The following is a 13153-nucleotide window of genomic DNA, read 5'->3' as shown; positions in this document are numbered from 1 at the left end:
GAGGGCCTCTAGCTCTTCACCATCGTGATGTTGACGCCGCGGATCTCGCCTTTGGAGCTGATCTGCACCGTCTGCTTGGTGCCGTTGGTGCGCAGCGACAGATTGGCGGCAAAGCCGTTGGCCTCGACGAACACGTCGATCTGGCCGCCGCCGGCGGTGCCCTGAAGGTTGCCGAAGATGTTGCGGCTGGCCTCGCTCCAGTTGCCGGAGATGCGCTCGCCCTGGCTCGTCACGTCGCTGGTGAGGTCGAACTTGTAGCTGTCGCTGGCGCAGTGCAGGCTCTGCTTCAGGTTGAGGCCGCTGCCGGCAACCTTGTAGTCCGCCTTGCAGCGGATGCGCTCGGTGGAGCCGTCGGACAGGGACACCGTGCCGGTCCCCGACCACGCGCCGTCGAAGCCGGCGAACGGTCCGGACGACTGAGCATGGCTTGCCGAGACCGAGAAGAGCAGCGCAGCGCCAATGCCGGCCGCCTTGATTGCCTGTCCAGATCGCCCAGAAAATTTCATGCTGAATATCCCGTTTTGGAAGTGACCGTCCGCTTAACAAAGGACGTCTCGCCACATCGAAGGTTTAGTGTTCCAAGCCTGTGTCAGGTTCAATGCCTGACCGCCTGAGATATGGGCTGGCGAACTGCTTCCATCGGCTCTCCGTTCCGCGATTCGCTGTGTTTCAGCGTGTTTCTGCCGTGGAACCCGGGAGCGACAGATGCACGTCTGCAACAGGTCGGTGCCAAAACGCGCCGTATGCGAATTATGACGTAGTATCAATCCCTTACATCTGCCAATGAAGAGGCGGGGAAGGCGTGATTTGGCAGGCGTGGCGCCAATTTGGCCGCATTTGCCAGCGCTTGTGCTCTCTCGGATGCCGCGCGTCTGCGGCAACTCGCTATCAGAACAATCCGTTCCGGTCGTCCGCCCTGTGCTGTCCGGGATCGGTGCGATTCTGCCGTCAGAATGAAGGAATACAATGCGTAAATTTCTCGTCGCTCTCACCCTGCTGTCGGCATCCTTTTCGACCGCGGCGTTCGCCCAGCAAGGGCGCGGCACTGCCGAGGAGCAGAAGGCTTGCACGCGCGACGTGCAGAAGTTCTGCCGTCCCGTCATCGATCAGGGCGATTTCACCATCCTGGCCTGCCTCAAGGAGAACCGGGCGAAGATCTCGCAGGCCTGCGACCAGGTTTTGAAGAACCACAACCAGTAAGCTCGTCCACTGGCCCACAAAAGGCGGTTTTTGGACCGTCTTTTCGGGCCGTATCCGCAGGGCAGCCATCGAGAGACAGGATTGGTTTTGCGGCCGTATTCCCCTATATGGGGGCCGCGGCGGCATTGCCGCCGTGAGCCCGTGCGGGCGAAAAAGCCTTCCTGTCCAAACGATTGTTAACCAGCCCTCGATGACCTCTGCGAGCGAATTGCGATCCGGCAAGGGTGACCGCGACGAGAACTTTCCCGTCGCGTCCTGGATCATTCATCCGCGTCATCGCGCGCTGATCCTGGCGTTCTACAACTTCGTCCGCACCGCCGACGACATCGCCGATCACGCGACGCTGCCTCCCGACGAGAAGCTGGCCTATCTCGACCTGCTTGAGGGCGAATTGCTCGGCAAGGGCGATACTCAAGCCGAAGCCGTCAATCTGCGGCGTGCGCTCGCAGAGCGGGGCATGGCTCCGCGCCATGCGCTCGACGTGCTGGTTGCGTTCCGCATGGATGTGACCAAGCTGCGCTACGAGAGCTGGGACGAAGTCAGCCACTATTGCCGCTATTCGGCGATGCCGGTCGGCCGCTTCATGCTCGACGTCCATGGTGAGAGCACCTCGACCTGGGCCGCGTCGGATGCGCTTTGCGCGGGTCTTCAGATCAACAACCACCTGCAGGATTGCGGCAAGGATTTTCGCGAGCTCAATCGCGTCTACCTGCCGCGCGATGCGCTGGCCGCAAGCGGCGCGTCCGTCGAGCAGCTTGGACTCGCTCAGTCGCCGCCGGCGCTGCTGCAATGTCTCCAAGCGCTCGCCGCGCGCAATGAACGGCTTCTCAACGAGAGCAAGTCGCTGAGCGCGGAAGTCAGGGATTTCCGTCTCGGCGTCGACATCGCCGTGATCCAGGCCTACGCCGACCGCATCGTGCGCCTGCTCAAGGTGCGCGATCCCCTGCGCGAGCGCGTGCACCTGAGCAAGTTCGAGCTTCTCACCTTCAGCCTTGCCGGCATCATCGGTGAAGTCGGCCGCCGCGCAATCGGACGCAAGGCCATTTCCAGACCGGGGACCGCGCATGACGCTTGAGGCGACCTCGCCCGGCGCCAGTTATGGCTCGACCGCATCCGGCAGCTCCTTCTATGCCGCGATGCGTATCCTGCCGCATGACCAGCGCGAGGCCATGTTCCAGATCTACAGCTTCTGCCGCCAGGTCGATGATATCGCCGATTCCGACGGGCCGCGCGAAGAGCGGCTCGCCGCGCTCCAGGAGTGGCGCAACGACATCGATGCGCTCTATCAAGGGCATCCGCCGGCACGACTGAAGGACTATGTCGCGTCGGTGAAGACGTTCGGACTGAAGCGGGAGGATTTCCTCGCCATCGTCGACGGCATGGAGATGGACGTGCCGCAGGATATCCGCGCGCCCGACATCGCGACGCTCGATCTCTACTGCGATCGCGTCGCGAGCGCGGTGGGGCGGCTGTCGGTGCGGGTGTTCGGCCTGCCGGAAGAGGACGGCATCCAACTCGCCTATCATCTCGGCCGCGCGCTCCAGCTCACCAACATCCTGCGCGACATCGACGAGGACGCGGGGCTTGGCCGGCTCTATCTGCCGCGCGAGGGCCTGCTGCATGCCGGAATCACCTCCAACGATCCGAACCGCGTGATCGCCGAGCGCGCCCTGCCGAAGGTCTGCCTGCCGCTGGCGCAGCGCGCGAAAGTGCATTTCGAGAAATCGGACGAGATCATGAACCGCAACAGGCGTCGCGCGGTGCGCGCGCCGCGGATCATGTCGAAATACTATCATGCCATTCTGGACCTCCTGATCGCGCGCGGCTTCAACGCGCCGCGCCAGCCGGTGCGTGTGTCGAAGATCGCACGGATCGGCATCCTGCTCCGTTACGCTTTCATCTGATGCAAAACACAGCTCACATCATCGGCGCCGGAATTTCCGGCCTCTCCGCCGCTGCGCGGCTCGCCAATGCCGGCTTCAAGGTCGCCGTGCACGAGGCGACGCACCAGGCCGGCGGCCGTTGCCGCTCCTATTTCGACGGCGCGACCAACCTCACCATCGACAACGGCAACCATCTGATGCTGTCGGGCAACGGCCATGCACGGGCCTATGCGCGCTCGATCGGCTCGGAGGCGGGCCTCGTCGGCCCGGAGCGCGCGCAGTTTCCCTTCGTCGATCTCGCGACCGGACAGCGCTGGCAGCTCGATCTTGGTGACGGGCGGCTGCCGACCTGGGTGCTCGACGAAAGCCGGCGCGTTCCCGACACCGGGCTCACGGACTATCTGAAGCTGGCGCCGTTGATCTGGGCGTCGGAGGAGGCGCTGGTCGGTAAGTCCATCCCTTGCGAGGGCATGCTCTATCAGCGCTTGGTGCAGCCGCTGCTGCTCGCAGCGCTCAACGTCGACCCGCCGGAAGGCTCGGCCGGGCTTGCCGGTGCGATCGTGCGCGAGACGCTGCTCGCCGGCGGCCAGGCGTGCCGGCCGCTGATCGCGCGCGACGGCCTCAGCGCGGTGCTGATCGAGCCCGCCGTGAAATTCCTGACCGAGCGCGGCCATTCCGTTCAGCTCGGCCATGAGCTGCGTTCGTTCGAGAGCACGGACGGCAAGGTCATTGCGCTGAATTTCGGCGGCGAGGATGTGATCCGGATCGCCGACGGCGATGCCATCGTGATGGCGGTGCCGCCGCGCGCCGCCGCGAGCCTGCTGCCGGGCCTCAAGACCCCGACCGAATTCCGCGCCATCGTGAACGCGCATTTCCGTTTTGAGCCGCCGAAAGGCGCAGCGCCCATCCTGGGGGTGATCGGCGGGATCGTGGAGTGGCTATTCGCCTTCCCCAATCGCCTCTCGGTGACCATCAGCAATGGCGACCGCCTGGTCGACATGCCGCGCGAGGAGCTTGCGCAGGCGATCTGGAACGACGTCTGCAAGGCGGGCGGCGTGTCCGGCGAATTGCCGCCCTGGCAGATCGTGCGTGAACGCCGCGCCACATTTGCGGCAACGCCGGCGCAGAATGCCCTGCGTCCGGGGCCGGTCACCGCGCTGAAAAACCTGTTTCTCGCGGGCGATTGGACTGCTACGGGATTGCCTGCAACGATCGAGGGATCGGTCCGGTCCGGCGATCGTGCCGCCGATCTGGTTCTGGCCGCGCAGCGGCCCTGACGGGCATTCGTCCCGGTCAATTTTACCCCAACAACTATCGGAGAAATCGAGCGAGATGGATTCCGTGAACGCGACCAACCGCGAAGTCCTGGAATCGAGCATTGCGTCGGCCACGCAAGGCGTCCTCGGCTTCCAGCAGTCCGACGGCCACTGGGTGTTCGAGCTCGAGGCGGACTGCACGATTCCGGCCGAGTACATCCTGCTGCGCCATCATTTGGCTGAGCCGATCGACACCGTGCTCGAAGCCAAGATCGGCAATTATCTGCGCCGCGTGCAGGGGGCCCATGGCGGCTGGCCGCTGGTGCATGACGGCGAGTTCGACATGAGCGCCAGCGTGAAGGCCTACTTCGCGCTCAAGATGATTGGCGACTCCGTCGACGCGCCGCACATGGTGCGTGCGCGCGAGGCGATCCGCTCGCGCGGTGGTGCGATTCATAGCAACGTCTTCACCCGCTTCACACTCGCGATGTTCGGCGTCGTGACCTGGCGCGCGGTGCCGGTGCTGCCGGTCGAGATCGTGCTGCTGCCGTTCTGGTCGCCGTTCCATCTCAACAAGATTTCCTATTGGGCGCGCACCACCATGGTGCCGCTCTTGGTGCTTGCGGCGCTGAAGCCGCGCGCGCGGAATCCGAAGGGCGTCGGCATCGACGAGCTGTTTCTTCAGGATCCGCGCTCGATCGGCATGACCGCAAAGGCACCGCATCAGAGCATGGCCTGGTTCCTGCTGTTCCGTGCACTTGAACATATCTTGCGCGCGGTCGAGCCGATGTTTCCGAAGAGCCTGCGCAAGCGTGCGATCGATGCCGCGCTCGCCTTCACTGAGGAGCGGCTCAACGGCGAGGACGGCATGGGTGCGATCTATCCGCCCATGGCGAACATCGTCATGATGTACGATGCGCTCGGCAAGGACGAGAACTATCCCCCGCGCGCCGCGACGCGCCGCGGTCTCGACAAGCTGCTCGTCATCAAGGACGACGAGGCCTATTGCCAGCCCTGCGTCTCGCCGGTGTGGGACACCACGCTGACTGCCCACGCCCTGCTGGAAGCCGGCGGCCCGCAAGCGGTGCCCGCGGCGAAGCAGGGGCTCGACTGGCTGATCCCCAAGCAGGTCCTGGACGTGAAGGGCGACTGGGCCGTGAAGCGGCCCGAGACCCGGCCGGGCGGCTGGGCCTTCCAGTACAACAACGCCCACTATCCCGATCTCGACGACACCGCCGTCGTGGTGATGTCGATGGACCGCATGCGCCGCGAGCACGGGATCGCAGGCTATGATGCGGCGATCGACCGCGGCCGGGAGTGGATCGAGGGCATGCAGAGCGACGACGGCGGCTGGGCTGCCTTCGACGTGAATAACCTCGAGTACTATCTGAACAATATCCCGTTCTCCGACCACGGCGCGCTGCTCGATCCGCCGACCGAGGACGTGACCGCCCGCTGCATCTCGATGCTGGCTCAGCTCGGACAGACCGAAAAGACGAGCAAGCACGTGGCCGACGGGGTCGCCTATCTCCGGCGCACCCAGCACCCCGAGGGGTCCTGGTATGGCCGCTGGGGCATGAACTTCATCTATGGCACCTGGTCGGTGCTGTGCGCCCTGAACATGGCCGGCGTTGACCAAAAGGACCCGATGATTCGCAAAGCGGCCGACTGGCTGGCCTCGATCCAGAACGAGGACGGCGGCTGGGGTGAGGACGCGGTCAGCTACCGGCTGGATTACAAGGGCTGGGAGGCTGCGCCCTCGACCGCCTCGCAAACGGCATGGGCTTTGCTTGCCCTGATGGCGGCCGGTGAGGTCGATCACCCGGCCGTCGCCCGCGGGGTAGGGTACCTGATTGCAACACAGAACGAAAAAGGACTGTGGGACGAGCAGCGGTATACCGCCACAGGCTTCCCCCGCGTATTCTATCTACGGTATCATGGTTACCCGAAGTTCTTTCCGCTGTGGGCACTGGCGCGGTACCGGAACTTGCGGAACACCAACAGCAGGGTGGTAGGGGTCGGAATGTGACTTTGGGGACGGGGGACGAGATTACCGCGGGTAATGCTATAGACCCGCGGCCGATATTGATCGTGACTGGACTGGTTCAGGAGGCCCGCATCGCCGCCGGGCCGGGAATGGCTGTCATCTGCTCTTCCAGCAGCCCGACTCAGTTGCGGGCGCTTCTGACGGTGGTGGATCCCGAATCGATTCGCGGCGTGATTTCCTTCGGCGTGGCCGGCGGGCTCGACCCGACGCTGCGCTCTGGAGACGTGGTGGTGGCGACCGAAGTGCTCTCCGGCGATACCCGCTGGGCCGCCGGGCTGTCGCTCAGCGACGACCTCATCGACCGCCTGACATCGGGCCGCCGCCGCGTGGTGCGCGGCAGTCTCGCCGGCGCCGAGCAAGTGGTCACGGGGCGGTCCTGTAAGGAGGCGTTGCACCTGGAGACGGGAGCGGCGGCCGTGGACATGGAAAGCCACATCGCGGCGGCCTACGCCGCCCAGGTCGGGCTTCCGTTTGCCGCGGTCCGGGTCATCAGCGACCCCGCCCACCGCGCGCTGCCGGCGATCGCCCGCGCCGCAATCAAACCGAACGGCCAGATCGACGTGGCGGCCGTGCTGCGCGGGATCGTACGCAATCCGGGAACGCTGCATGCGTTGGTCTCGACTGGCATCGATTTCAACCGCGCGCTGCGCTCCTTGCGCGGTTGCCGCGACTTCCTGATCGGCAGCGAGGGGCTTGAGGGCGAGGGCCTGGTTCCTGAGACCGTCTGAGCGGCGACCAACGGACCAACGAAAAGGCCCGATCGCGATGCGATCGGGCCTTTTTCTTTTGATGCGCGTAGCCCGGATGGAGCGAAGCGCAATCCGGGGCCGACTGCAGTAACCTTGCTCCCGGATTTCGCTTGGCTGCATCCGGGCTTCAGGTCGACGGTCGCGCCTACGCGGCGGTCGATGCCTTCTGAGCGGCCTTCTGCTGGGCGGCGAGCGCCTCGTCGCGGCGGATTTCCGAGAGCTTCTTCTGGACCTGCTCGGAGAAGATGTACTGCGCCGGGCGCTGCTTGGACATGTCGATCTCCGGCGCCATCGGCCCCGAGGTCTTGATGCCGCGCAGCGACACCCACATCGCCTTCAGCGGGTTGTTGAGAGCCGCAGTGGCCGCGGTCGGCTCGTAGCCGCAATGCGCCATGCAGTCGGCGCACTTTTCGTAGCGGCCGGTGCCGTAGGAATCCCAGTCGGTGGTCTCCATCAGCTCCTTGAAGGTCTTGGCGTAGCCTTCACCCAGCAGGTAGCAGGGCTTCTGCCAGCCAAAGATGTTGCGCGCGGGCATGCCCCACGGGGTGCACTCATATTCCTGGTTGCCTGCGAGGAAATCCAGGAAGAGGCCGGAATGCATGAAGTTCCACTTCTTGCCCTTGCCTAGCGCGAAGACGTCGCGGAACAGCTTCTTGGTCTTGGTGCGGTTGAGGAAGTGCTCCTGGTCGGGCGCACGCTCATAGGCATAGCCCGGCGACATCGACACGCCGACGCCGAGCTCGGCGCAGAAGTCGAGGTACTTCGCGATCTCTTCGGCCGGATGGCCGTCGAAGATCGTGGCGTTGACGTTGACGGTGAAGCCGCGCGCCTTCGCCGCCTTGATCGCGGACACGGCGCGATCGAACACGCCCTTCTGCGAAACGGCCTTGTCGTGGTGGTCACGCAGGCCGTCGAGATGCACCGAGAAGAACAGGTAAGGGGAGGGTTCGAACAGATCGAGCTTCTTCTCGAGCAGCAGCGCGTTGGTGCAGAGCGAGACGAACTTCTTGCGCGCGACGAGGCCACGCACGATCTCGCCGATCTCCTTGTGGATCAGCGGCTCGCCGCCGGGAATGGCGACCATCGGCGCGCCGCACTCGTCAGCCGCGTCCCAGCACTCCTGTGCGGACATGCGGCGGTTGAGGATCGCATCCGGGTAATCGATCTTGCCGCAGCCGGCGCAGGCGAGGTTGCAGCGAAACAGCGGCTCCAGCATCAACACGAGCGGATAGCGCTTGCGGCCAAGCAGTTTCTGCTTGAGCAAATAGCCGCCGATACGCATTTCCTTGAAGAAGGGTATTGCCATCACACGTTTCTTTCTGGGCTTGGAATTCGGGTAGGTCAGCTTGCAGCCAGTTCGGCCGGAAGCCGGAATTCGATGTCTTCCTCGCGGCCGGGCAGCACGGAGACCGTCACCGGTCCGATCCGCCGCAGCGCTTCGATCACGTCATCCACGAGCACCTCAGGCGCCGAAGCGCCAGCCGTGATGCCGACGGTCCTTGCACCTTTCAACCATTGCGGATTGAGCTCGCGGCCATCGGCGATCAGATAACTCGCGACGCCGGCCTCAGTGCCGATTTCGCGGAGCCGGTTCGAGTTCGAGCTGTTGGCGGCGCCCACCACCAAAATCACGTCGACCAGCTTGCTCAAGTTCCTTACCGCAGATTGGCGGTTCTGTGTCGCATAGCAGATATCCCGGATATCCGGGCCTTGAATATCTGTAAATCGGGCCTGGAGGGCCGCAATGATGTCCTTGGTATCATCGACCGAGAGCGTGGTTTGGGTGATGTAGGCCACTGGCGCATCTGCCGGCAGCGTCAAGGCGTTAACCTCTTCAACGCTTTGCACGAGCAGCACAGGGCCCGGAACCTGGCCCATCGTACCCTCAACTTCGGGATGACCCGCATGTCCGATCAGGATCAGGGTGCGGCCCTTGGTGATGTAGCGCTTCCCCTGATTGTGAACTTTCGTGACCAGGGGACAGGTGGCGTTCAGCACCGGAAGGTCGCGCGCGGCGGCCTCTTCCTCGACGCTGCGGGCGACGCCATGGGCGCTGAACACGGTCACCGCCTTGGCTGGAACTTCGGACAGTTCCTCGACGAAGATCGCGCCCTTGCTCTTCAGGCTTTCGACGACGTGTTTGTTGTGCACGATCTCATGGCGCACGTAGACGGGCGGGCCGTACTTCTCCAGGGCCCGTTCCACGATCTCGATCGCACGCACCACGCCCGCGCAAAAGCCGCGTGGCTGCGCTAGAAAAACTTCCATTGGACGTCCATCACGCAAATCGCACCAATCCGCTCAATTGTGGCCGGCAGCGCCCCGTTCCCGACCAATGATGAGTTGCAATATCCGCACCATTGGTTTCGCGCATGCGCGGTAACGACACACCCGTCCGGGTTCCAGGCGCATGGAGGCGCAGCACTTTGTGTCAAAAAATCGGCCCCGAGGAAAGGCGGAATGCGCCTCGAGTTCCATCTCCGATAGCCTTGACGGTATTATGGTAGGAACGATCAAAGACGAAGGGAGCGGCATTTGTCCTCACTCCATCGTCACTTTCCCGCCTCAACTCGCCGGCTATACCGACCGTCCCGCATGATTTTGCCATTGGTCTCCCGTCGTTTGCTTCGAACCTTCCTCCGACGAGAACCACTCAAAACAGCAATAGGTTTCGCCAGGGAACTCCGATAAACAGCGGGCGTTTCCGGTTAACACCAGAAAGAATAGATGTGCTGCAGAGCGTAGTCGTCGCCGTCGTCAGGGCCTGTACCCGGTTTGCTTCCCTCGTTGTCGTCCTCGGGCTCCTTTTGGCGGTCGCGGGGGGCTATTACGCTGCGCGTCATTTCGCCATCAACACCGACATCAATTCCCTTATCTCGCAAAATCTCGATTGGCGGCAGCGCGACCAGCAGTTCGACCGCGCCTTCGACCGCGACGCGACGATTTTGGCGGTCGTGGAGGCGAAGACGCCGGAGATGGCGACTGCCGCGGCGGACGCGCTCTATACCAAGCTCAAGGACGACAAGACCAACTTCCAGTCGATGCAGCAGCTCGGCTCCGGCGAGTTCTTCGAGAGAAACGGCTTTCTGTTCCTTCCGACCGAAGAGGTCGCCAAGGCCACCGGCCAGTTCGAATCCGCGGCCCCGCTGATCGAGATCATGGCGGGCGATCCCTCGATTCGCGGCCTGACCGGCGCGCTCGAGACCGGGCTTGCCGGCGTCAAGCGGGGGCAGGTGAAGCTCGACAGCACTGAGCGGCCGTTCAATATGATCGCGCAGACCGTCGAGACCGTGCTCAACAAGGGCAATGCGACCTTCTCCTGGCGTGAGCTCGTCAGCGACGAGCCGCTGTCGGATTCGGATAAGCGCGCCTTCATCGAGTTCAAGCCGATCCTCGACTACAACGCGCTGGAGCCGGGCAAGGGCGCGACCGACGCGATCCGGAAAGCGGCGGCGGACCTCGATTTTCCGGCCAAGTACCAGGCGCAGGTTCGGCTGACAGGTCCGGTCCCGATCGCCAACGAGGAATACGCCACCGTCCAGGAAGGCGCCGTCGTGAACGGTATCGGCACCGTTGTGGTCGTGCTGTTCATTCTCTGGCTTGCGCTGCATTCGGCGAAGATCATCTTCGCGGTGTTCGTCAACCTGTTCATTGGCCTCGCGGTGACCACCGCCGCCGGCCTGATGATGGTCGGTTCGCTCAATCTGCTGTCGATCGCGTTCGCCGTGCTGTTCGTGGGTCTCGGCGTCGATTTCGGTATCCAGTACAGCGTCCGTTACCGCTCGGAGCGCTTCAAGCACGGCGATCTCTCGGGCGCGCTGGTGCTGGCCGCAAAGCGCTCCGCGGTGCCGCTGTCGCTCGCGGCGATGGCGACCGCCGCCGGCTTCCTCTGCTTCATGCCGACCGACTATAAGGGCATCTCCGAGCTCGGCCAGATCGCCGGCGTCGGCATGCTGGTGGCGTTCCTTTCCAGCATCACGGTGCTGCCCGCGCTTCTGAAGCTTCTGAACCCGCCCGGCGAGAAGGAGCCGGTCGGCTATGCCTTCCTGGCGCCGCTCGATCACTTCCTGGAGAAGCACCGCGTGGTGATCGTGGGCGGCACGCTGCTGCTCGCGCTCGGCGGTCTGCCGCTGCTCTACTTCATGAAGTTCGACTTCAACCCGATGAACCTGCGCAACCCGAACGCCGAATCGATCGCGACCTTCCTCGACCTGCGCAAGGATCCGAACACCGGCGCCAACGCCATCAACGTGATGACCACGTCCGAGGAGCAGGCGAGGCAGGTCGAGGCCAGGCTGGAGAAGGTGCCCGAAGTGCTGCGGGTGATGTCGCTCGACAGCTTCGTGCCGCAGGACCAGCAACCGAAGCTGAAGCTGATCGCGCAGGGCGCCAAGGTGCTGAACCCCGCGCTCAATCCGGACCAGATCGATGCGGCGCCGTCGGACCAGGAGAACGTCGAGTCGCTGAAATCCTCGGTCGACAATTTGCGCAGGACGGCAGGCGATGCGAAGGGCCCGGGTGCGGTCGCCTCACGCCGGCTCGCGGACGCGCTCGAGAAGCTCGCCAATGCGGATGAAGCCACGCGCAACAAGGCGCAGGACGTCTTCGTCACGCCGATGAAGATCGTGTTCAATCAGCTCAGGAACGCGCTGCAGGCCGAACCCGTCACCCTGAAGTCGCTGCCTGCCGATCTCGTCAACGCCTGGAAGAGCAAGGACGGGATCATCCGTGTCGAGGCGCTGCCCAAGGGCGACCCCAACGACAACGACACCCTGCGCAAATTCGCGGCCGCCGTGCTCGCGGCCGAGCCGACCGCGATCGGCGGACCGGTCTCCATCCTCAAATCCGGCGATACCGTGGTGAAGGCGTTCATCCACGCCGGCATTTACGCGCTGCTAGTGATCGGCCTGTTGCTGTGGATCACGCTGCGCCGGTTCGTCGACGTGTTGATGACGCTGGTGCCGCTGCTGGTCGCCGGTGCCGTGACGCTCGAGATCTGCGTGCTGATCGGCCTGCCGCTCAACTTCGCCAATATCGTCGCGTTCCCGCTGCTGCTCGGCGTCGGCGTCGCCTTCAAGATCTACTATGTCGTCGCCTGGCGCTCCGGCAGAACGAATCTGCTGCAGACCAGTCTGACACGCGCGATCTTCTTCAGCGCGCTGACGACAGCGACCGCGTTCGGCAGCCTGTGGCTGTCGAGCCATCCCGGCACATCCAGCATGGGAAAGCTGCTGGCGCTGTCGCTGGTGACGACGCTTGCCGCCGTGCTGCTGTTCCAGCCAGCCCTAATGGGTAAACCCCGCAATCTCAGGGAGTAGGCAGATGTCGCCGACAGGGTCGGCGGCACTCTTCTGACCGGGCTTGGACGCGCCAGCGCTCTTTGCAGTTCCGGGCGCAGGCGCGGTCGCACCTGTCGTGGCTCCGGCTTTTGGCGCAGCGCCGGTCGACTTCGGCGCACCCTTGATCATGGCGGGGCTGGCGGGAATCGGCGGGCTGACCCGGGTCCAGGTCTCGCCGCCGCACAGGAAGCCCAGCACGCAGCCTTTGATCTCGAGCTGGTCGGTGCCGACGGGGGTGATGGTCGCGCTGTAGAGCTGGCCGTCCTTGGCGTTATAGACCTGACCTTCCCACTGCTCGGCGCCGGACTTTTTCTTCATGTCGATCAGGGTCGGCATGCCCAGCGTCGGCCTGTTCTTTTTTGAGACATCCGGGTTGTTTTCGTCGCGGCCGCCGGGCTGCTTTTCCCAGGAAACTGCGCCCCACATGCTGCCATTGCATTGCGCGACGCGGATGTTGGCGACGCCGTCGGCGACCCGCCAGTCGCCAGTGGGATCGGCCGCGCGCGCCGTGGTCAAACAGGTGAAACCGCCAGCCAGTAATATTCCGGTGTAAATGGCCAAACGCATGATATTCCCTCGGCAGTGCAACATGGTCTAAAGCTGTGCTTGCGAAGATGGTCCGAAAAAGGGCAAAAGGCCGCACAGACCGTAATCTGCTGCGGTCCGTTTTCTGTTGACG

The 13153-nt window shown here is 64.0% G+C and carries 11 protein-coding genes; 7 read left to right on the top strand and 4 right to left on the bottom strand.

The window, feature by feature from the left end; all coding sequences use genetic code 11:
• Positions 1-8 precede the first annotated feature (8 nt).
• Positions 9-506 carry a hypothetical protein gene (locus MTR72_RS03450; RefSeq protein ID WP_280965029.1) on the bottom strand — a complete coding sequence of 166 codons (498 nt, stop codon included), beginning with the start codon at positions 504-506 and terminating at the stop codon, positions 9-11.
• A gap of 460 nt (positions 507-966) precedes the next feature.
• Here MTR72_RS03450 and MTR72_RS03445 point away from each other — a divergent pair, with 460 nt between their 5' ends.
• The 6 genes from MTR72_RS03445 to MTR72_RS03420 all read left to right on the top strand — a co-directional run bounded on the left by MTR72_RS03445 (position 967) and on the right by MTR72_RS03420 (position 7114).
• Positions 967-1200, top strand: coding sequence for a hypothetical protein (locus tag MTR72_RS03445; protein WP_280965028.1), 234 nt, complete (start codon positions 967-969; stop codon positions 1198-1200).
• 190 nt (positions 1201-1390) lie between these two features.
• A complete protein-coding gene (gene hpnC / locus MTR72_RS03440) occupies positions 1391-2275 on the top strand; it encodes a squalene synthase HpnC (protein WP_280965027.1) in 885 nt (294 codons plus the stop codon).
• The gene (hpnD, locus tag MTR72_RS03435; protein ID WP_280965026.1) at positions 2265-3104 is read left to right on the top strand and encodes a presqualene diphosphate synthase HpnD; all 840 of its coding nucleotides are present in this window, start codon (positions 2265-2267) and stop codon (positions 3102-3104) included. Before hpnC ends, hpnD begins: the two co-directional genes overlap by 11 nt.
• On the top strand, positions 3104-4360 hold the full coding sequence (hpnE, locus tag MTR72_RS03430; RefSeq protein WP_280965025.1) for a hydroxysqualene dehydroxylase HpnE: 1257 nt from the start codon (positions 3104-3106) through the stop codon (positions 4358-4360). Before hpnD ends, hpnE begins: the two co-directional genes overlap by 1 nt.
• A gap of 55 nt (positions 4361-4415) precedes the next feature.
• Positions 4416-6368, top strand: a complete 1953-nt coding sequence (gene shc / locus MTR72_RS03425; RefSeq protein ID WP_280965024.1) for a squalene--hopene cyclase — start codon at positions 4416-4418, stop codon at positions 6366-6368.
• A complete protein-coding gene (locus tag MTR72_RS03420) occupies positions 6302-7114 on the top strand; it encodes a phosphorylase (protein WP_341510105.1) in 813 nt (270 codons plus the stop codon). The genes shc and MTR72_RS03420 overlap by 67 nt, the downstream gene beginning before the upstream one ends.
• A 166-nt stretch (positions 7115-7280) precedes the next feature.
• Here the strand turns inward: MTR72_RS03420 and hpnH are convergent, their stop codons facing one another.
• Both hpnH and ispH read right to left on the bottom strand, forming a co-directional pair.
• Positions 7281-8441 (bottom strand): adenosyl-hopene transferase HpnH, encoded by a 1161-nt coding sequence (gene hpnH / locus MTR72_RS03415; protein ID WP_280965022.1) that lies wholly within the window; start codon positions 8439-8441, stop codon positions 7281-7283.
• A 35-nt stretch (positions 8442-8476) separates the two neighbouring features.
• Positions 8477-9403: a 4-hydroxy-3-methylbut-2-enyl diphosphate reductase gene (gene ispH, locus MTR72_RS03410; protein WP_280971032.1), complete on the bottom strand. Its 927-nt coding sequence runs from the start codon at positions 9401-9403 to the stop codon at positions 8477-8479.
• 461 nt (positions 9404-9864) lie between these two features.
• Here ispH and MTR72_RS03405 point away from each other — a divergent pair, with 461 nt between their 5' ends.
• The gene (locus MTR72_RS03405; RefSeq protein WP_280965021.1) at positions 9865-12453 is read left to right on the top strand and encodes a hopanoid transporter HpnN; all 2589 of its coding nucleotides are present in this window, start codon (positions 9865-9867) and stop codon (positions 12451-12453) included.
• Here MTR72_RS03405 and MTR72_RS03400 read toward each other — a convergent pair.
• Positions 12421-13041: a DUF2147 domain-containing protein gene (locus tag MTR72_RS03400; RefSeq protein ID WP_280965020.1), complete on the bottom strand. Its 621-nt coding sequence runs from the start codon at positions 13039-13041 to the stop codon at positions 12421-12423. The genes MTR72_RS03405 and MTR72_RS03400 overlap by 33 nt on opposite strands.
• Positions 13042-13153 lie beyond the last annotated feature (112 nt).

Origin of the sequence: Bradyrhizobium sp. ISRA442 (assembly GCF_038085055.1) — a bacterium.
Lineage (GTDB): Bacteria > Pseudomonadota > Alphaproteobacteria > Rhizobiales > Xanthobacteraceae > Bradyrhizobium.
The sequence above is the reverse complement of the archived record's forward strand: the minus strand, read 5'-3'. Positions and strand labels throughout refer to the sequence as shown.